Annotated in this window: 23 protein-coding genes; 5 read left to right on the plus strand and 18 right to left on the minus strand. The window is 31.5% G+C overall.

Annotated features, from left to right (window positions below):
• Positions 1-80: 80 nt before the first annotated feature.
• The 4 genes from bsdE14_RS03310 to bsdE14_RS03325 form a co-directional block, all read right to left on the minus strand.
• Entirely contained in the window at positions 81-728 is a 648-nt protein-coding gene (locus bsdE14_RS03310; protein ID WP_264848527.1) for a hypothetical protein, read from the minus strand.
• A gap of 66 nt (positions 729-794) precedes the next feature.
• Complete coding sequence (locus tag bsdE14_RS03315; RefSeq protein ID WP_264848528.1) at positions 795-1,679, minus strand: YegS/Rv2252/BmrU family lipid kinase; 885 nt, start codon at positions 1,677-1,679, stop codon at positions 795-797.
• Between the two features lie 109 nt (positions 1,680-1,788).
• Positions 1,789-2,217, minus strand: a complete 429-nt coding sequence (locus bsdE14_RS03320; RefSeq protein WP_264848529.1) for a CBS domain-containing protein — start codon at positions 2,215-2,217, stop codon at positions 1,789-1,791.
• A 120-nt stretch (positions 2,218-2,337) separates the two neighbouring features.
• Positions 2,338-3,030, minus strand: a complete 693-nt coding sequence (locus bsdE14_RS03325) for a TVP38/TMEM64 family protein (RefSeq protein WP_264848530.1) — start codon at positions 3,028-3,030, stop codon at positions 2,338-2,340.
• 280 nt (positions 3,031-3,310) lie between these two features.
• On the opposite strand from bsdE14_RS03325, the gene pssA reads away from it, so the two are divergent.
• Entirely contained in the window at positions 3,311-3,823 is a 513-nt protein-coding gene (pssA, locus tag bsdE14_RS03330; protein WP_264848531.1) for a CDP-diacylglycerol--serine O-phosphatidyltransferase, read from the plus strand.
• Positions 3,824-3,864: 41 nt separating this feature from the next.
• On the opposite strand, the gene bsdE14_RS03335 is transcribed toward pssA, so the two are convergent.
• The 11 genes from bsdE14_RS03335 to bsdE14_RS03385 all read right to left on the minus strand — a co-directional run bounded on the left by bsdE14_RS03335 (position 3,865) and on the right by bsdE14_RS03385 (position 12,245).
• Positions 3,865-4,194, minus strand: a complete 330-nt coding sequence (locus bsdE14_RS03335; RefSeq protein WP_264848532.1) for a hypothetical protein — start codon at positions 4,192-4,194, stop codon at positions 3,865-3,867.
• A 68-nt stretch (positions 4,195-4,262) separates the two neighbouring features.
• Positions 4,263-5,309 (minus strand): calcium/proton exchanger, encoded by a 1,047-nt coding sequence (gene cax, locus bsdE14_RS03340; RefSeq protein ID WP_264848533.1) that lies wholly within the window; start codon positions 5,307-5,309, stop codon positions 4,263-4,265.
• A 136-nt stretch (positions 5,310-5,445) separates the two neighbouring features.
• Positions 5,446-6,321 (minus strand): L-serine ammonia-lyase, iron-sulfur-dependent, subunit alpha, encoded by an 876-nt coding sequence (sdaAA, locus tag bsdE14_RS03345; RefSeq protein WP_264848534.1) that lies wholly within the window; start codon positions 6,319-6,321, stop codon positions 5,446-5,448.
• 12 nt (positions 6,322-6,333) lie between these two features.
• Positions 6,334-7,011: an L-serine ammonia-lyase, iron-sulfur-dependent subunit beta gene (gene sdaAB, locus bsdE14_RS03350; RefSeq protein ID WP_264848535.1), complete on the minus strand. Its 678-nt coding sequence runs from the start codon at positions 7,009-7,011 to the stop codon at positions 6,334-6,336.
• Positions 7,012-7,202: 191 nt separating this feature from the next.
• Positions 7,203-7,409 carry a DUF1657 domain-containing protein gene (locus bsdE14_RS03355; RefSeq protein WP_264848536.1) on the minus strand — a complete coding sequence of 69 codons (207 nt, stop codon included), beginning with the start codon at positions 7,407-7,409 and terminating at the stop codon, positions 7,203-7,205.
• 21 nt (positions 7,410-7,430) lie between these two features.
• Entirely contained in the window at positions 7,431-7,784 is a 354-nt protein-coding gene (gene spoVAE / locus bsdE14_RS03360) for a stage V sporulation protein AE (RefSeq protein ID WP_264848537.1), read from the minus strand.
• Between the two features lie 69 nt (positions 7,785-7,853).
• Entirely contained in the window at positions 7,854-8,855 is a 1,002-nt protein-coding gene (spoVAD, locus tag bsdE14_RS03365; RefSeq protein ID WP_264848538.1) for a stage V sporulation protein AD, read from the minus strand.
• Positions 8,856-9,335, minus strand: a complete 480-nt coding sequence (gene spoVAC, locus bsdE14_RS03370; RefSeq protein WP_264848539.1) for a stage V sporulation protein AC — start codon at positions 9,333-9,335, stop codon at positions 8,856-8,858. It lies immediately after the preceding gene.
• 17 nt (positions 9,336-9,352) lie between these two features.
• Complete coding sequence (locus bsdE14_RS03375) at positions 9,353-10,213, minus strand: DUF421 domain-containing protein (protein ID WP_264848540.1); 861 nt, start codon at positions 10,211-10,213, stop codon at positions 9,353-9,355.
• 9 nt (positions 10,214-10,222) lie between these two features.
• Complete coding sequence (locus bsdE14_RS03380; RefSeq protein WP_264848541.1) at positions 10,223-10,429, minus strand: DUF1657 domain-containing protein; 207 nt, start codon at positions 10,427-10,429, stop codon at positions 10,223-10,225.
• A gap of 157 nt (positions 10,430-10,586) precedes the next feature.
• Entirely contained in the window at positions 10,587-12,245 is a 1,659-nt protein-coding gene (locus bsdE14_RS03385; RefSeq protein ID WP_264848543.1) for a nucleoside kinase, read from the minus strand.
• 181 nt (positions 12,246-12,426) lie between these two features.
• Between bsdE14_RS03385 and bsdE14_RS03390 the strand changes: the two genes are divergently transcribed.
• From bsdE14_RS03390 to bsdE14_RS03405, 4 genes are all read left to right on the plus strand, one after another.
• Positions 12,427-13,116 carry a DUF421 domain-containing protein gene (locus bsdE14_RS03390; protein ID WP_264848544.1) on the plus strand — a complete coding sequence of 230 codons (690 nt, stop codon included), beginning with the start codon at positions 12,427-12,429 and terminating at the stop codon, positions 13,114-13,116.
• Positions 13,113-13,493 (plus strand): DUF4363 family protein, encoded by a 381-nt coding sequence (locus bsdE14_RS03395; protein ID WP_264848545.1) that lies wholly within the window; start codon positions 13,113-13,115, stop codon positions 13,491-13,493. Before bsdE14_RS03390 ends, bsdE14_RS03395 begins: the two co-directional genes overlap by 4 nt.
• A 244-nt stretch (positions 13,494-13,737) precedes the next feature.
• Positions 13,738-14,661, plus strand: a complete 924-nt coding sequence (fba, locus tag bsdE14_RS03400) for a class II fructose-1,6-bisphosphate aldolase (protein ID WP_264848546.1) — start codon at positions 13,738-13,740, stop codon at positions 14,659-14,661.
• Positions 14,662-14,892: 231 nt separating this feature from the next.
• Positions 14,893-15,429 carry a peroxiredoxin gene (locus bsdE14_RS03405; protein WP_264848547.1) on the plus strand — a complete coding sequence of 179 codons (537 nt, stop codon included), beginning with the start codon at positions 14,893-14,895 and terminating at the stop codon, positions 15,427-15,429.
• Between the two features lie 65 nt (positions 15,430-15,494).
• Here bsdE14_RS03405 and bsdE14_RS03410 read toward each other — a convergent pair whose 3' ends face one another.
• The 3 genes from bsdE14_RS03410 to bsdE14_RS03420 form a co-directional block, all read right to left on the minus strand.
• Complete coding sequence (locus bsdE14_RS03410) at positions 15,495-16,529, minus strand: nucleoid-associated protein (protein WP_264848548.1); 1,035 nt, start codon at positions 16,527-16,529, stop codon at positions 15,495-15,497.
• A gap of 118 nt (positions 16,530-16,647) precedes the next feature.
• Complete coding sequence (locus bsdE14_RS03415; RefSeq protein WP_264848549.1) at positions 16,648-18,162, minus strand: alpha-amylase family glycosyl hydrolase; 1,515 nt, start codon at positions 18,160-18,162, stop codon at positions 16,648-16,650.
• Positions 18,163-18,288: 126 nt separating this feature from the next.
• Positions 18,289-18,786, minus strand: a complete 498-nt coding sequence (locus bsdE14_RS03420) for a DUF6106 family protein (protein ID WP_264848550.1) — start codon at positions 18,784-18,786, stop codon at positions 18,289-18,291.
• Positions 18,787-18,986: the final 200 nt, after the last annotated feature.

The following is an 18,986-nucleotide window of genomic DNA, read 5'->3' on the forward strand; positions in this document are numbered from 1 at the left end:
TACTTGAAATGGATTTCATAAATATATTAATATTATACCTGTAAAAAGCATATTTACAAAGAAAAAAAGTAGAAATAATTCTACTTTTTTAATCTGCTAATAGCATAATTCAGAGCTAACATCCATATCAAATCACTAATAATAGGACTTGGCAATAATTTTATTCCATTTAGCATTAATAATGCTTCAACAATAGTTATTAATGCAGAAACTATAACCAATATGAGCCCAGGCTTATTAGCATACTTATTGTCTAGCAGCAGTATTGAACCAAACAATATAAGAGTGTTGATTACTATATATAAACCAAACACAATAATTTGCCTGTCTAAATACATATTATAACCAAAGTTTGCATCCAGAACTATATAGCAAGGAAGCTTGTAAAGCATAATTGTATAAGCTGCTAAAAATAAAGGCAGTAAAATAAATATAAAACTAATCTTTATTTTATCATTTCTTGCTAAAATATATAAAATTATAAAAGCTGCCATTGGAAGTGCAATTAAATTTATAAAATATACCGATTTAAGAACATAGAGATATTTTATATTTTTTACAGCAAGCATCACAACAAGAGTTATGTATCGCAAAGTCATAGCTAGTAAAATACCTATACTAAGATATTTTATTTTTAAAGGAGCATACTTGACATTTAATTCTATACCTTTATATAGAATTAGTAATACTACAAGTAGTAAAACCAAGTAAATAAGATATAATTGCATATTCACTCCAAAATAAATTGTTACTACTTATATCTATTATATGAAAATCAAATTTATTCTTATATCTTAATCTTTTATTCCAAGTATATCTAGGCCGCCTTTTACACATTCTATGTGAAGTGGAAAATCAGGACCTCTTTCTCCATCTATATCTGTTACAATATCTTCATTACATATTATATCTAGCTTATCAGTTTTAAAATAGATAAGGTTATGTACATCTTCTAAATGCTCACCCTTTAGCATCTTAATGAATAAGGAAATCATGTCCTTTATCATCCCAGCTTTAATTATAATTACATCGAGATATCCGTCATCTACTATTGACTTATAGGCAAACTTAAGGTTTCCTGCAGTCTGACCGTTAAATATAAGCATTAAATACATCTTGCCATCAAAAGTTCGCTCTTCTGATTTTACTTTTACTTTTAACTTTCTAAAGTTAGGCAGCTGTTCTAGTCCCTTAACATAATAAGCAAGCTTCCCAATTGTATTTTTTAAGTTTACATCAGTTTTTTGAGATACATCTGTAAATAAGCCTGTACTTGCTACATTTACAAAATATTTGTCATTAATTTTACCAATGTCAACAGTTTTTTTGGTGCTTGTCAATATTTGTTCACATGCTCTTTCAATATCCTGTGGCATACCAATAAACTTAGCAAAGTCATTAGCAGTTCCTACTGGTAGTATAGCTACAGGTAACTCTATATTTAATTCCTTCATGTGATTTACAACATTATCCACGGTTCCATCTCCACCAGCTATAAGCACATATGAATAACCTTCATCTATATCTTCAAAAGCCTTGGTTAAACCATATTCCATATTAATTCTATAAGGTATCACCGTATAACCATATTTTTGATGAACCATAATTACTTTGTCTATATCTGCTATAATTGCATTTTCTCCCGAATACGGATTATAAATAAACTTTACCTTATTCATATCAAACTCTCCCATTGAACTATTTAATCATAAATCAATCCTATTATACCACTTTATATGACAAATCCACAAGAATTACTAAATTCTTGTGGATTTAGATTATTTTTTATTAAATATTAGGGCTGCTGGGCTCAGAAATGCTGCTTAGTGCATTTCCTGCATCATCAACAAGCTTTGTTTCAACTGCTAAGTCTCCTAAAGCAACTATTCCAACAATATTTCCATTTTCAACTATAGGAAGTCTTCTTATTTGTCTTTCACTCATTATTCTAGCAGCATCATGAATATCCATATCTAAATTTCCTACTACAGGATTTGATGACATTATATCTCTTACAGTTTGACTGTGGGTATTTCCGCCTTGGGCTACAGATCTAAGAGCTATATCTCTATCAGTAATGATTCCTATGCATTTTTCTCCATCACATACAGGTATAGAACCTACATTGTGTTCATTCATTAGCTGAGCCGCACGTTCAACTGAATCTGTAGAATTTAATGTAGCCACATCTTTAGTCATTATATCTCTTACTTTCATAAAACACCCTCCTTAAACAGTTATCAAAGATTTCTATCCTTCAATTTTCATATTTATTTTTAACAACCAAGGTGTATTTTATGTTAGTATATATTTCATTATAAGAGAAACAAAACCATGTTAAGAAGCTTTTTTATAGCTGCGATATGACATAACTGCAATGAATGCAACTATACATACTGGTGCCACAAATTTAAGTATAGAAGGATGCTGCATGTTATGTCCTACATAGGAATATGCTATCATTTCAGGCAAAATTCCTATTAAAGTACCTAAAATAAAGTCTCTGTACCTCATTTTTGTAAGCCCAGCTGCATAACTAAGAGGATCATAGGGAAATATAGTTGATAATCTCATTAGCAGCATAATTCTAAATCCATGCTGTTCAATACTATTGTCCAGCTTTAGCGCCTTTTCTCCCAGGATCTTTTCTACAAAAGACTTTCCAAGCATACGTGCTAAATAAAAAGCTAAGGTTCCAGCAAAAAAACAGCTTACCATACTTAAAAAAGTAGCTTTTACTGGGCCAAAAATATTGCCCGCCATGATGGAAAGTAATGAAGCCGGAACCACTAACACCACAGGTTTTAATGAATATATAAGAACAAAAACCACCGCTGCAAATGGTCCATAGCTTATTATAAATCTTCTAAGATTATGTACATTAATAATTTTTTTAAAACTGTGTACATTAATAAATCTCATTCCTGGCCTTCGAGTAAAAATAAAAAAGAATATAGCTGCAATAATTAAAATAAATACTATATATTTAAAATATTTACCCTTTAAATCCTTCTTGCTAGTTTTGTCCATCTACTCAATCCTCATCTCTTCAAATATGATTATATTATATTAAACATTGTCTTCATAATACAACAATAAATATAAATTATTTTAAATAAACTTAGTGGATAACGTACTTATAAATATTTTATTAAAAAAACTATTAAATATTCTATAGAAATATGCTATAATATATTAACTGGTCTAATTTATATATAATAAATATCTGTTTAATGCTTAAAATAATCAATAACAGATACTATTCTGCTTTGATTGTATTTAAGCATATAATATTTTAGGAGTGATTTTAATGGCTAAAAGTACTGTGCCGAATCTGTTTACTTTCGCAAATTTAGCATGTGGCATACTTTCTCTTATCATGACATTTAACGGTAACTATACATGGGCTTGTTTATTTATAATTATTGCTGGATTAATAGATAGATATGATGGTAGAGTAGCAAGATTTCTTCAAGTTTCTAGTGACATCGGTAAAGAATTGGATTCATTAGCTGACTTAGTATCTTTTGGAGTAGCACCTTCAATTTTATTATTTAGTCTTTATAATTTTATGAGTTTCGGGATCATAGGATACTTCCTTGTAGTAATATTTCCAATAGCTGGTGCATACAGACTTGCCAGATATAACAGTACACAATTTAACAATATATTTATGGGTGTACCAATAACAATCGCTGGTGTTCTTCTAGCATTATATGGCTTAATAACTATTAATCATAATTTAAATCCTGGACTTACAGTTATTCTTATGTTGCTTTTATCTTATTTAATGATAAGTAAACTTCAAATAAAAAAAATATAAAGAGAAATATATTAAACCTCTGTGTACATTCACAGAGGTTTTTAATCTTCCAATTTTAACTCTTCATCAATTTCAGTTAATATATGTTTTGCTTCTAGCTTACATTTTATAACTTCAGCTTTTACATTACAGTAATCTGTATAAGTACAGGCTGCGCTATCTAGTACGATAATTATTCTGTCTATTATCTCCCCTACTTCTTCTGCTCTTTCTATTGCTTCCTTAACATCCTTTTTTTTTGCTATGGCAATTTTGTTTAATTCATCCGCTCCTCCAATAAGCAATCTATAGGAATTCGTAAGTGAATTTAAAAGCAGCACTAAATTATTCAAATCAGCATAGTATTCTTGAATAAGTTTTCTTCGTCCCACTTAATCACCCTTTAATTTTGATGTCATAATATTTATATTTTGCATTTTAACTATTTATTCTTAAAATACTAGGATATATGATAATATGCCAAGGTAATCATTATATATATTGCAATCAAAATAGCTCCTTCAAGCCAATAGGTTTTACCATCTTGAAATACAAAGAAAGACATCCCTACTGCAATTATACTTATAATAATTTGAAAAGTTGAAAATATAAAGGTCATTGGTACTCCAGAAAAATAAGCAAACATAACTAATAGAGGAGTAACAAATAAAGAGATTTGTATACTTGAACCTATGGCTATTTCAAGACTTAGGTTCACCTTATTTTTTAAGGCACTCATTATCGCAGAAACATTTTCACCAATATTCCCCAGTATAGGTATCAGTATTATTCCTAAAAACTCTTGAGATACATTATAGGTATTTATTAATTCTTTCATACTTGTAATGAGCCTTTCGCTTAAAAAAAATAATATTATGGAGCATAATATTAGGCCGATTACAATAAATTTAGGACTTTTACTTTTATCCTCTCCAAGTTCTTCCTTATCCTCACTAACTATAAAAAGATTGCTATGCGTATAAAGAGAAAAAATAAGACCTAAAACATAAATTAATACTAATACTAAAGAAACCTTTAGGCTTATGGATATCATAACTGAATTTTTAAGATTAGCATACCTATTGAGAGAAGCCATAACTACTAATGCTGACATTGCAAGCAGCAGCATATTGAAATTGGTTCTTGCAACAATCTTGTTAAATTTTTGATCTCTATATTTAATTCCTCCAAAGAATATTGAAATTCCAAGTACTAAAAGCATATTGCTTATTATAGAACCAATTAATGCGGATTTCACCATTGGAATCATACCTAATTGAATGGACCACAAGCCCATCATTAGTTCAGGAAAATTCCCAATGGTGGCCGCTAGAAGACCGCCTTTCTTATCTCCTATATATTGCGATATTTCAGAAGTAAAATCTCCAAGCAAAATAGCTAAGGGAATAACAGCTAGAGAATACAGCACAGTGTTTAAAATATTATATGGTGTGCTTATAAAAGTTAAAATCATAGATAGTATTAAGAACAGATACGTCTTTTTCATAATACACCTGCACATTTTTTATCTTAATCTCTTTAATAATCTATTCATCACCCATTAATATGTTACAGTTACTTTTATGGGCAAAATAAAAGAACCATAATCAGCAGTTTGCCATCATGATTCTTTTTTCTATATTTTATTGCCCTAAAACCTTTTTTCTTATTTCTATCCCGGTTGGAGTTGTAGCGAGTCCACCTAATGCAGTTTCTCTTAACTCACATGGCAGCTGCTTTCCAACTCTATACATAGCATCTACTACCTCATCAAATGGAATTACACTTTTTACTCCAGCCATTGCCATATCTGCTACAGTAAGAGCACTAACTGTTCCTGATGCATTTCGCTTTGCACAAGGAGCCTCAACTAACCCTGCTATTGGGTCGCAAACCAGACCTAATATATTCTTTATTACTATTGCTGCAGCATTAAATGCCATTTGAACTGTACCACCCATCATTTCTACAGTGGCTGCTGCTGCCATCGCTGATGCTGCCCCTACTTCTGCCTGACATCCTCCTTCTGCTCCTGAAATTGTAGCATTTTTAGCTATTAATATTCCTACTCCAGCAGCTGTAAATAGAGCCTGAACTAATTCATCCTCTGATTTATAAAGTTTTTCACCTGCTGTAATTACAGTTGCAGGAAGTACTCCGCATGAACCTGCAGTAGGTGTAGCAACTATTCTTCCCATAGCAGCATTTACCTCTGAACAGGAAATAGCTCTTGCCATTGCTTTCATCATAAAGTTTCCGCATAAGGAATTATCCCTTACAATATATTTTTGAAGTCTATAGGCATCTCCACCTATGATTCCGCTTACAGAAGTAACTTTGTGTCTAAGTCCATACTCTGAAGCTTCTTTCATTATCTTTAAGTTCTTTTTCATCTTGTTCCAAATTTCTTCTCTATCTAAGCCAGTTTCTTTAATTTCTTCTCTAAGCGTATATTCCCAGATAGTTAAATTTTCTTTGCTGCAAATATCAATTAATTCCTTTGCTGTATTCACAAACACTGCTTCTCCCCCCTATATTTCTGTTACAGGATTTACAATTCTAATACTGTTTATCTGCGCTAAACTTGACATCTTACCTACAACAGACTGAGGTATAATATTGTCTGTTTCAAACATCATAGTTGCCTGTTCTCCCTTGCTGCTTCTAAAAACTCTCATAAATGCAATGTTAATATTATTTTCATACATTAAAGTTGTAACTTTAGATACCATTCCCGGAATATCTCTATGCTTTATTAATAGAGTAGGATATTGTCCGGTAAATTCTAATGGATCACCATCAATCTCAGTAATAATAATATTTCCTCCACCAATTGATGAACCCATAATTTCTACAACTGAATCATCATCCTTAGTTATAATAAACTTTACCGTATTAGGGTGAACATCTCCAAGATCTGACCCAATAAATTCTAATTTTACATCTAAACTTTTTGCAATTTCTAATGCATCTCTAAGCCTTTCATCGCATGGATCCATCCCAAGAATACCAGCTGCTAAAGCCCTATCTGTACCATGTCCTTTATAAGTCATTGCAAAAGATCCATGAAGCAAGAATTTAACACTCTTTATGTCATAACCTGCAATAGTTCTAGCTACTTTCCCAAGTCGCGCCGCACCTGCGGTATGTGAACTTGAAGGTCCTATCATTGCAGGTCCAATTATATCAAAGGCACTATATTTTCTCATTATTGCACCACCTTATATAAATTGTATTAATATGTCTATTGTTGTATATTTAACTATATTAATGTGGAAACTTCCCTATAATATAATGTACATGATTATGCACCAATTTGCAAAGGTATTTGCTTACAAAAATAAAAACCTCTGTATGTTGAATACAAAGGTTTCACAAAGAATTTATGGTATTAAATATATTATTTTTGGCTATATTGAGGTTCTTGTTCTTCTATATACTTTTGTCTGCCTTCTAAAACCTTTAAAGCATCATCAAGCTTACATGCTATGTCTTGAAAATCCGCTTTAGCAGTCTTATCTTCTGTTTCAAGAGCAAAAGTTTTCATTGTTGCTGCTGCACTTTGAATTCCAGCAATTGCCTGCTGCATTTGAGTTCCTACTGTCATATTTTTCACCTCCTTTACTAACTAACCCTTAGGTCTAAATACTATTGACGCTATAAATCCAAATATTATAGCTGCAGAAATACCGGCACTAGTTACTTCAAAAATACCAGTAAGTACGCCTATTATTCCATATCTACTTGCTTCCTCTAAAGCTCCCTTTACCAAGGAATTCCCAAAGCTACTTATTGGAATAGATGCACCAGCACCTGCAAATTTAATAAGAGGGTCATATAATCCGATCCCTCCAAGAATCGCACCTATTACTACTAGAGTACAAGTAGTATGAGCAGGTGTAAGCTTAAAAACATCCATCATTAATTGTCCTATAACACATATTCCTCCACCTATAATAAATGCCCATATGAATTTTCCCATTTTACCCTCCTGGATTCCTTATCTGTGCTGATAGACTAACAAGCTTTCAGTGTTTTAATCTTCTTATAGCTACATTTCTATTGATACCGCATGAGCAATACAAGGTATGCTTTCCTTCTGTTGATATGACATAGGTGAAAGCAATGCACCTGTTGCAACTATAAGTACTTTTTTAAGCTCCCCATTTCTTATTCTTTTCATGATATGTCCATAGGTAACAGCAGCGGAACATCCACAGCCGCTTCCTCCCGAAAATACCGGTTGAGTTGGCTTATAAATCATTAGTCCACAATCATTAAATATATCCGGCGGCATATTTACTCCATGCTTTTCTAATAAGTCCCATGCTATTTTATGCCCAACCGCACCTAAATCGCCAGTAGCTATAAAATCATAATAATCAGGTTGTATTTCCAAATCCCTAAAATGTGCTTCTAATGTATCCACCGCTGCAGGAGCCATTGCGCTTCCCATATTAAATGGATCTGATAGTCCCATATCTACAACCTTTCCAATAGTTGCAGAAGTAACCTTTGGTCCAGCTCCATTTCTTGCTATTATCCCAGCCCCTGCACCAGTAACTGTCCACTGAGCGGTAGGTGGCTTTTGCCCTCCATATTCAGTTGGATACCTATACTGTTTTTCAGCAGAGGCATTGTGACTGCATGCCCCGGCTACTACATAATCAGCAGCTCCACTTTCAACTAATATAGAAGCTAACGCAAGTCCTTCCATAGAGCTTGAACATGCACCAAACACTCCAAAGTATGGTATTGCCAATGTTCTAGCAGTAAAGCTACTTGAAATAATCTGATTCATTAAATCCCCGCTTACGAAAAAATTTATATCTTCTTTTTTTATATTGCTCTTTTTTATAGCTGTATCACATGCTTCTTCTAAAAGCTTTTTTTCTGCTTTTTCAAAGCTATTCTGTCCTAGCCAGATATCATCATGAACTATATCAAAATCATTAGCTAATTCTCCTGCTCCCTCAAAGGGTCCGACCACTGCAGAAGATGCTATTATTTTAGGCTGGCTTTTAAATTTCAAAGATTGATGACCTATTCTCATTTACATCCCACCTAACCACTGTAATGTGAGCTTCACTATAGCAACAACAAAAGCTGAAAAAACACCAAATGCTATAACTGAACCAGCAAGCTTAAACATATTTCCTCCTACTCCAAGTACAAAGCCCTCACTTCTATGTTCAATAGCAGCTGAAGCAATTGAATTTGCAAATCCTGTCACAGGAACAGCAGTTCCTGCACCTGCCCATTGTCCAATGTGGTCGTATACTCCCAGTCCAGTTAAAAGCACAGATATTATTATTAAAACTGCAGCAGTAGGATTGCCTGCTGTTTGTTCACTAAAATTAAAATATTTTATAAAAATCATTTGTAGTCCTTGGCCAAAGGTACATATAAGACCTCCAACTAAAAAAGCACGCAAACAATTTACTGCAATTGGTCTTTTAGGTTCTCTTTCTTTCGCAAAAGCTTGATATTCCTGCTGCATTGGAGTCAATTTTTTCTTCTTTTTATCTGACATGGCTATCCTCCAATCATTTATTTAAGTAGATAAGGCTGCAATTTATCCATAACCTGCTTTAATTTTGCTGCATTTTTCCTATACATAGCCTTTGCTTCAGCATTATTGCATTCCATGGAATAAGTTTCAAGGTCAGCTTGACACTTTTCTATGCTTGCATAAAGCAATTCTCTATCCTGAGGCTTAGGCATTTGAATTAAATCATCAAATAAATCTACATATAATTCACCATTTGAATCAACTTGACCTACGAACACATTATCTAACGATACTCCTATATTTGACAGCTGTTCATTAAGCCAACCTTGGCTAAGCCCCAAATTATTTAAAGCTTCATTTATTACACTGCCGTCTAATATAACTGTTTGAGTTTCTATTTTAGGTGATACCTTCTGCCCCATATCCTTTGGACTAAGCGGTTTTTGATCTGACTTTAAAAGAACATTTATATCCCCTGTGTGCTCCATAACAGCAAATTCAACTTCAGATATAGCAAAAATATTTTTATCGCGAAGGCCCTTTAGAAGCTCTCCCCCAGAAAGTTTAACCTGTTTTAAGTTATCCTCCATTACCTTTCCTTCTTTTATTAATATAGTTTCTTTACCATTTATTAAGTCATTTATTTTTTTGCTCTTCATAGCCGCATAATCTAAAGCTATTGGTATTAAGCTCCAAATAAGCAATGCCATTAATCCAAAAGCAAAATTTGTTATTACATTCAAGGATGTCAAACAGGCAATAATAGCAATGACTATATAATTAATTAAATTGAAGGAAGTCATCTTTGAAATATTTTTTTTTCCCATAATTCTAGTAAGGATTAAAGTCAAAAAAAACAGAATTAAAGACCTTAAAAAAATAATTAAAGCACCTTTCATTATTATCACCTATTTCCCTTTATACTGCGGCTCTTGAGATTCCAATGTTTTTACTCGTTTTTCAACATCCTTAACTATCTGATTTGTAGTTTTTAGGGCTTCACTATAAACTGCTTTTGACTCTTTACTCTGGGACTTTATTGAATAAGTCCTTAAGCTTGCTTCTATACTCTTTAAACCATTAAGAGTTTGTTTTACTTGAGAGGCAACTGTCAAATATACCACCTTCTTCTTTTAATCTCGCTTTTTTTAGTTTTACTATTACTTCATAAAAAATTCTTAATTTTTTAAGGAAATTCTTCATAAATTTTCCACATAGCTTTGCAAAAAAAACTGCAGTGCCCTTAAATAAAAATTAAGGCACTGCAGTTTTTTAATATTTGTAAAAGAAACTTCCACCAATAAATTCTCTTAATATTGATATATCAGGCACATATTTTGTATCTACTTCCTTAAAGAAATTTAAGAAGCTCCTTAAGCGTAAAGCCTCGTAATATGCTGGGCTTTCTGGTCCTATTTTATTTAACTCCTCCAAGGCAAACTTTTTAAGTACACATAATTCATACACTAAAGTGGAGTTAAACATAACATCAGCTTCCTCTTGAAATACGAATATATTTTTTTCTTCTCCTCTTCTAATAGATGGCCACATCTTTAAAGTCTGCTCCCCGCCATATCCTCTAGATAAATAGTCTCTCACTATTCTCCTTAGTATCCTAACATCAGTAGTAGCAATTCTATTATGGTCATCTAAGTTTAATTGAGTAAGAGCACTGATGTATATTTTAAATTTATTCTCCTTAGGTATTGAAGTTGTCAGCATTTCATTAAGCCCATGAATACCTTCTATTATTAGAACACCATTCTTCGGAAGCTTTATTTTATCTCCATTCCATTCCCTTGTGCCGCTCTTAAAATTAAAGGTAGGAATATTCACTTCTTCCCCTTTTAAAATTTGCTCTAAATTCCTGTTAAACAGTTCTAAATCAAGAGCATAGATAGATTCAAAATCATATTCTCCATTTTCATCCTTAGGTGTTTTTTCTCTATCAACAAAATAGTCATCTAATGAAATTGGAATAGGTATTAAACCATTAGCTTCCAGTTGAATCCCCAGCCTTCTCGCAAAGGTTGTTTTTCCTGATGAAGATGGTCCAGCTATAAGAACCAGCTTAGTTTCTTTTCTGTCGTTTATCATATCTGCTATATAAGCAATTTTCTTTTCATGGAAGGCCTCTGCAACTCTAATTAGATTCACTATTTCGCCACTTACTACCTTATCATTTAAAGACCCTACATCTCCAACTCCAAGTATATTACCCCATTGTTCCGTTTCATAAAAAATTTTTGAAAGCTTCTTTCTCTCAACAAACTTTGGAATTACTGTTGGATTTTCTTCTGAAGGATGTCTTAGTATAAACCCAGATTGATAGCACATTAGATCAAAATACTTTAATACTCCAGTGGAAAATGCCATTGAACCATAAAAATAATCATATCTGCCATCCAGCTCATATAGCTTTACATTATCTGCTGTGACATGCCTTAAAAGCCCAAGCTTATCTTTCATATTATACCTAGTAAAAATTTCAACAGCTTCATCCTTAGTAACAGATATCTTTTTAATTGGAATATCTCTATCTATAAGCTCCTGCATTCTTATCTTTATTTTCTCTATTTCATCACAATTCAGTGGCGTAGCCTTGTGGATTTCACCAAATATACCCTTACTTAAAGAGTGTTCTAGCGTTATAACGGCTTCAGGATATAAATCCATCACAGCCTTTATGAAAACATATTGTAGAGTTCTTATATAGGTTCTCATCCCCATATTGCTGCTAATATCTACAACTTGAAAAGTTCCTCCACTTTCTAAATTGGAGGTGAGCTCAACGTATTTGTTATCAATTTTACTCAGCACTACTGGTAATTCATTCTCCAAGCTAAATTCCTTTATAATTTCATGTATACACTTACCCTTTTCAACATCAAATTCTCTACCATCCTTTAATAGCAATTTAAATTTTTCCATGGAATAACCCCCTAAAATATCTTTGTCATTAAAAACTTAATAATAACTTGGATATTTATTATTATATTTTTATTTGAAGAAAATTCTACTTTTTTTACTCATAATTTTTATTATTTTTACAAAAAATATACGCTGTATTTATCTTCTTATGGTAAATAGTATTTATTAAAGGAGTGATTTTATGTTTATATCTCTAATTAGAACAATGATACTGTATTTCGTAGTTGTGTTTACAATGAGAATTATGGGAAAACGTCAAATAGGGCAACTGCAGCCTTTTGAGCTTGTAATAGCAATTATGATATCAGAACTTGCCTCACTTCCTATGCAAGATAACAGGATTCCACTGTTTCACGGTGTAATACCAATAATAACCTTATTAGCTCTTCAAGTTATAATATCTGTATTACAGCTGAAAAGTGAGAAGGCTAGAGTAGTTTTTTGCGGCAAACCTAGTATTCTAATTAAAAATGGAATAATAGATATACAGCAGTTAAAAGAGCAAAGATATAATATTAATGACTTAATGGAAGAAATTAGACTACAAGGATATTATAACTTAGAAGACATCCAATATGCCATACTAGAAACAAGTGGTCAACTATCCATAATACCGAAAACAGGCCTAACTTTTCCTTCTAAAGATGATCTAAATATAAAATACTCCCAAGATCAGCTTCCTGTAACTTTAATTTTGGATGGAAATATTAATAAAAACAATTTAAATATTATAGGTAAAAATCAGTCCTGGCTTGAAAGTCAATTAAAAAAGAATAACGTCCCGTCTTCCAGTAGAGTATTCATAGCATTAATAGATTCAAAAGGAAAATTCTATTATCAATTAAAAAATAATGGAGGATCAAATAAATGAAAAAAATAATTATTTCCCTAGGCATTTTTGTAATAATGATTGTCGGGATGATTTTTTCTATTCTATATTTAAATAAGGTATGTAAGGACTTAGAAGATATCACAAGTAATATAGAATCCTATATAAATGAAGATAATATGAAGAAAGCCTATGATACTTCACAAAGTCTAACAAAGAAGTGGAAAAAGTATTCAGAATCTATATCTATTTTTGTAAACCACCAAGAAATTGATAATATTGAGACTGAACTTTCAAAGATACCTCAATATATTAAGGAAGACAGTAAGGATGAAGCACTAGCCAGCGTACGGGTGCTTAATTTTTTCTTGAACCATGTAAAAAACATGGAAAAGATAACTATTCAAAACATTTTTTAATAAACACTTGTATTATTTGTGTAACTTTTATAAAATATATATATAATTAGAATATACTATTTAGCCTATTGTGTTACATTATTGATTACTATTTTAAGTCTTTTTCTAAAGTTTTAAGCAGTGTCAGTTAAATTATGCTAACCTATGAAAAACTTTAGTATAATATAATGTGACACAATTGGATACTGCTGTGTCTGTGTGACCTTCAATATCCATATTATATTTATTGAAAGGTGGAATAAAAATGGCATTAGTTACTACCAAGGAAATGTTTAAAAAAGCCTATAAAGGCGGGTATGCAATTGGAGCATTTAACATTAATGATATGGAAATAATCCAAGGCGTTGTAAATGGAGCTAAAGCTCAAAATTCACCAGTAATATTACAAGTGTCCTCCAGTGCAATTAAATTTGCAGGAGCTAAATATTTAAGGCATATGGTAGAAGCAGCTTCAGAAGAAACTGGTATAGATATAGCTCTTCATCTTGATCATGGTGCTAATCTAGATATAGTTAAGCTTGCTATAGAAAATGGTTTTACATCAGTAATGTTTGATGGTTCACATTATGAATATGAAGAAAATGTTAGATTAACTAAGGAAGTAGTTGAATATGCCCATGCTAGAGGAGTTGTAGTTGAGGCAGAACTTGGACAACTTGCTGGCGTAGAAGATGAGGTTTCTGTTGAACACAGCAAATATACTGATCCGAGTCAAGCTGAAGATTTTGTAAAAAGGACCGGTGTTGATTCTTTAGCTATTGCCATAGGAACAAGCCATGGTGCTTATAAATTCGCTGGAGAAGCTAAATTGAGATTTGATATTCTTGAAGATATCCAAAGTAGATTACCTGGCTTCCCAATAGTTCTTCATGGTGCCTCTGCTGTAGATCCAAAATATGTTGAAATGTGTAATCAATTTGGAGGAAACATAGCAGGAGCTAAGGGAGTACCTTTAGATATGCTTAGAAAAGCTTCATCAATGGCTGTATGTAAAATAAATATGGACACTGATTTAAGGCTTGCAATGACAGGTATTCTTAGAAAGTTCTTAGCAGAGAATCCAAAAGAATTTGACCCTAGAAAATACATGGGTGCTGCAAGAACTGCTATTCAAGAGTTAGTTGAAAACAAAATTAAAGATGTATTAGGCTCTGGAAATACACTTTAAAAGCCTAGAGAGGATAACTTGATTAAGTTATCCTCTTTTTTATTTTACAAATGTATTATCTATAAAATAATTATAAAAAAATGCAAATTAAATATTGACAAAACTGGAAAGCAGCTATACAATTAATACATAATCAATAATAATTATTAATTAATATTGATTATACATACAACTCACATTATATTAATAAAAGATAAATATATTTGTTTAAATAAAAGGAGGATTATTGTAATGGAAAGATTTGTTGGTAAGGCAGCACCAAGTTTTAAAATGACTACAGCAATTGGTGACGGATCAGGTTTTGGAGAAGCAAAACTTGATGATTATAAAGGAAAATGGCTGGTAATGTTCTTCTATCCTCTAGACTTTACATTTGTATGCCCAACAGAAATTACTGGATACAGTAAAAGAGCTGAGGAATTTAAGAAGCTTGGGGCAGATTTATTAGCTGTAAGTATTGATAGTGAACATTCTCATAAAGCATGGATTAATCTTGAAACTGAAAAGGGTGGGCTTGGAAAGATCAATTTTCCAATAGCTTCAGATATTACAAAGAATGTTGCTCGTGACTACGGCGTTCTTATAGAGGAAGAAGGCATAGCTTTAAGAGGCCTATTTATAATTGACCCTGATGGATTAATTAGATATTCTGTAGTTCACGATTTGAATATTGGTAGAAGCGTAGATGAAACTCTTAGAGTACTCCAAGCACTACAGGCAGGTGGATTATGCCCAGTAGATTGGGAACCAGGAGAAGCATTGCTATAATACATTCTAACCCCAATTAGAATATATTAATTTCATTTAAAAAATAAACCGCTTAATATAGCGGTTTATTTTTCTATATAATTTATTACATGTTTTATTACAATATTTATAGATCCATCCCCATTTCTCTGAATTTCCATGCGTTCATTATCGTTATAGGTTTCTTCATTGATATATAAATCTATATCCTTATCTATCTTTAATCTAACCCTCTTAAGTTTCTTCTCAACCCAAGCCTTATCAACGGGTACTTGTTCTTCAACACCATGAGCTGCTACAAATTCAATAAAATCCTGCTTTGTCTGATGTTCCTCTTTAAATAAATCTTCTGAAAGCGCCTTAACATCTATATGTTCATCTTCTTTAAGCCTTTTTTTAATTGTACTTCTAAGTTTTTCAGCACTGTCAGCATCTTCACTAAGCCTATCTCGTGTCCAATTTTCTGCAGCACTTACAAAATTTCTTGTCATATCTCTTTCATTATTAACAACACTACATCCAAGATAACTAGTAATAAAATAATTGGTTCCATATTCCTCTTTATCTTTATTATTTGATTTATCAATAACCATAAGATTAAATTCCTGCTCTTCTCGAATAGGCTTTATAAAAGCACATTTTTGAATCTTTTGAGAACTTACTGGAAGTCCTGTTACTTGTGGAATAATGTTAATATCTATTTTATTATCTTGAAAATCAACACTATGAGTATAATTTTTAATATAATCCAGCTTAAGTATTCCAAGCATTGGTCCAAATTCTGTTGAAATAGAAACAATAAGTAAATCACAGGATGGTATACTTCCTTTTGACTTCATTAGAATAAACATTTGCCTTGAAAGTTCTTTTGAAACTTCTAACAAATTGTTCATTCCATTTAAATATTCCTGAGATAATTCTTTAACAATATTCCGTTCTGGATTGAAACAGGCATATTTTAGTTCTTCATCTTTTAAACATCTTTCTATATGTCTTAGTAAAAACTTGTATGTCTCCTCATTTAGATCTAAATAGAATTCATTTAATAAAGGCTCTTCAGAGCTATTGTCCAATATGTGTAGTACTGCCTCATTTATAGTAATTTCCTTAATGTATTCCAATGCGCTTCACCTTCCACTATAAGCTAAATTCTTAATTAATTTTAATATAAAATTATAAAATGTCAATAAAAATAGCATGATAGTCTTATAAGTAAATAATCCTATCATGCAAACTAATTTATTTTTCTATTATTAATATTTCACCATCTATTAAATTCACATTGCCATTAAATTTAAGTTTTTTATCTTTTCTTTTATTTGAATAAATAACCTTTGCATTTTTTAAATCTATAGATTGCTTCACACTTTTATCCCCTAAATTAATTAGTACATATACGCTATCATTATTTAAGGTTCTTTTAAAGGCAAATACGCTTGCTTCATCTGATTCAATCGTTCCAAAATTTCCATGCTTTAAAACTTCGCTATTATTTCTAATTGCTATCATCTGCTTATAAAAATTTAAAATTGAACCTTTATTTGACTGCTCTATATTTACTGCTACATCGTCAACTACATTATTTATGGGTTCCCAGGATGTATTTTGTGCTTTATCTTTATTATCCCATATAAAAGGTTCTCTTATTTTTTCATCTGGTTTTCCACCCATCATACCAGTTTCTTCTCCATAATATATGAATGGAGTACCAGGCAATGTTAATAAAATGGCTGCTGCCTTTTTCATTTTATCTGAATCACCATTGCATTTGTTAGCTACCCTGTCCATATCATGGTTTGTTAAAAAAGGACTATCTATATAATTTTTATTGAACTTATCGTAGTACTCATAAGCGCTTTTTATCTGTTCAGACACCAAGAGGCCATTTGAACTGTTCACCATGTTTATTATCGCATCTCCTAAAGGAAAGTTAAAAGTAGAGTCTAACCCTTTAAAGTATGGTGCTATAGTTTTTGTATTGCTCCATACTTCCCCTAAAAGTACAGCATTTTTATTCTGAGCTTTTACATAATCATTAAATTCTTTCCACCACTGTACATTCTTATCGCTTTCTTTATAGATGTGCATTGCAGCATCTAGTCTAAACCCATCAACACCCATATCCAAATAAAATTTAGCAACCTTTTTCATTTCATCACGAACAGCACTGTTATCATAGTTTAAATCCGGCATTCCGCTCCAGAAAATAGAATAATAATAGTCATCATTAAGCTTAGTCCATGGAAAAGTATTTATAGAAGACATTTCATTTACATCTGTATTCTTATCTGCCCAAATGTAATAATCCCTAAACTTACTGTTTTTATCCTTAGAAGCTTCTTTAAACCATTGATTTTCTAAGCTTGTGTGGTTCATAACTAAATCCATAAGTACCATAATTCCTTCTTTATGTGCCTCTTTTATTAGCTCTTTAAAATCATCCATAGTTCCATACTCAGGATTAATTTTATAATAATCCGACACATCATATCCGTGATAGGATGGACTAGAATTTATAGGAGTTAGCCATATCCCCTTAACTCCCAAGCCTTTTATGTAATCAAGCTTTTGAGTTATTCCTTTTATATCTCCCTTTCCATCTCCATTACTATCCTTAAAAGACCTAACAAAAATTTCATAAAATACTCTTCCTTCATAGCCATCATTTTGTGCAACCGTTTGCCTTGTGCATCCAAAAAAAAGTGTACTCACAATACACAAAACTAAAAAGTATATTATCTTTTTTATTTTCATATTTATCCCCCATCTTAATTAACCGTTTACTTTATGCTAATACAGGTTTTAATAAGTACATATAGTGTACAAAACTTTTATTGTACACTATATAATTATAAAAAAATATTAGTTTAAATCATTTATTTAGGAACGTTTAATTGCTCTAGGATTGTATTTATAACATAAATTTAGAAACTTTTCATCTGGTACAAACCTTATTTGTACTCTCTCATTCCCGCCTGTAACCATAGCAACATAAATTTGTGTATTAGCAGTGCTTGGATAAAAATTCAATACTTTTTCAGGTTTGTTGGAAAAATCCTTTACGTAGGTGCTGTTTTCAGGTGCTATGAGTTCTACTTCTTTTATATTAAAGCTAATTACTCTAGTTCTCTTTTTCATTTCTAATATTTTATCAATATCTATATCCCCATTTGTAAATTCATATTCATATTCTACAAATAGTTTTTTCTTTAATATAAATAATCCACCAGATAAAGCTAAAAGTAAAAGACTGGGTATAACACTTCCTAAAATCATAGCAAGAAATCCTAAAACTAAAAATACATATACACCACTGTTCGCCATTTTATATTTAGTTGTTTTAAATGTAGTCACTAACTGCTCATAAAAGTTGTCCATGTTTTTCCTCCTAAATACTAGTGCATTTTAACATATATTATAACATATATTTGAGCATTCTTGACCTTTATTTTAGTTAACATAATAACCAAAAATTTAGGTAAATTTTTAGATAAAAAATATATAGCTTAATTTTTTCTTAATTTACAATATATTGTTTAAATTTACTTTTGTCATATGTTATAATAATTACTAATGTA

Origin of the sequence: Clostridium omnivorum, from assembly GCF_026012015.1 — a bacterium.
GTDB classification, from domain to species: Bacteria; Bacillota; Clostridia; order Clostridiales; family Clostridiaceae; genus Clostridium_AX; species Clostridium_AX omnivorum.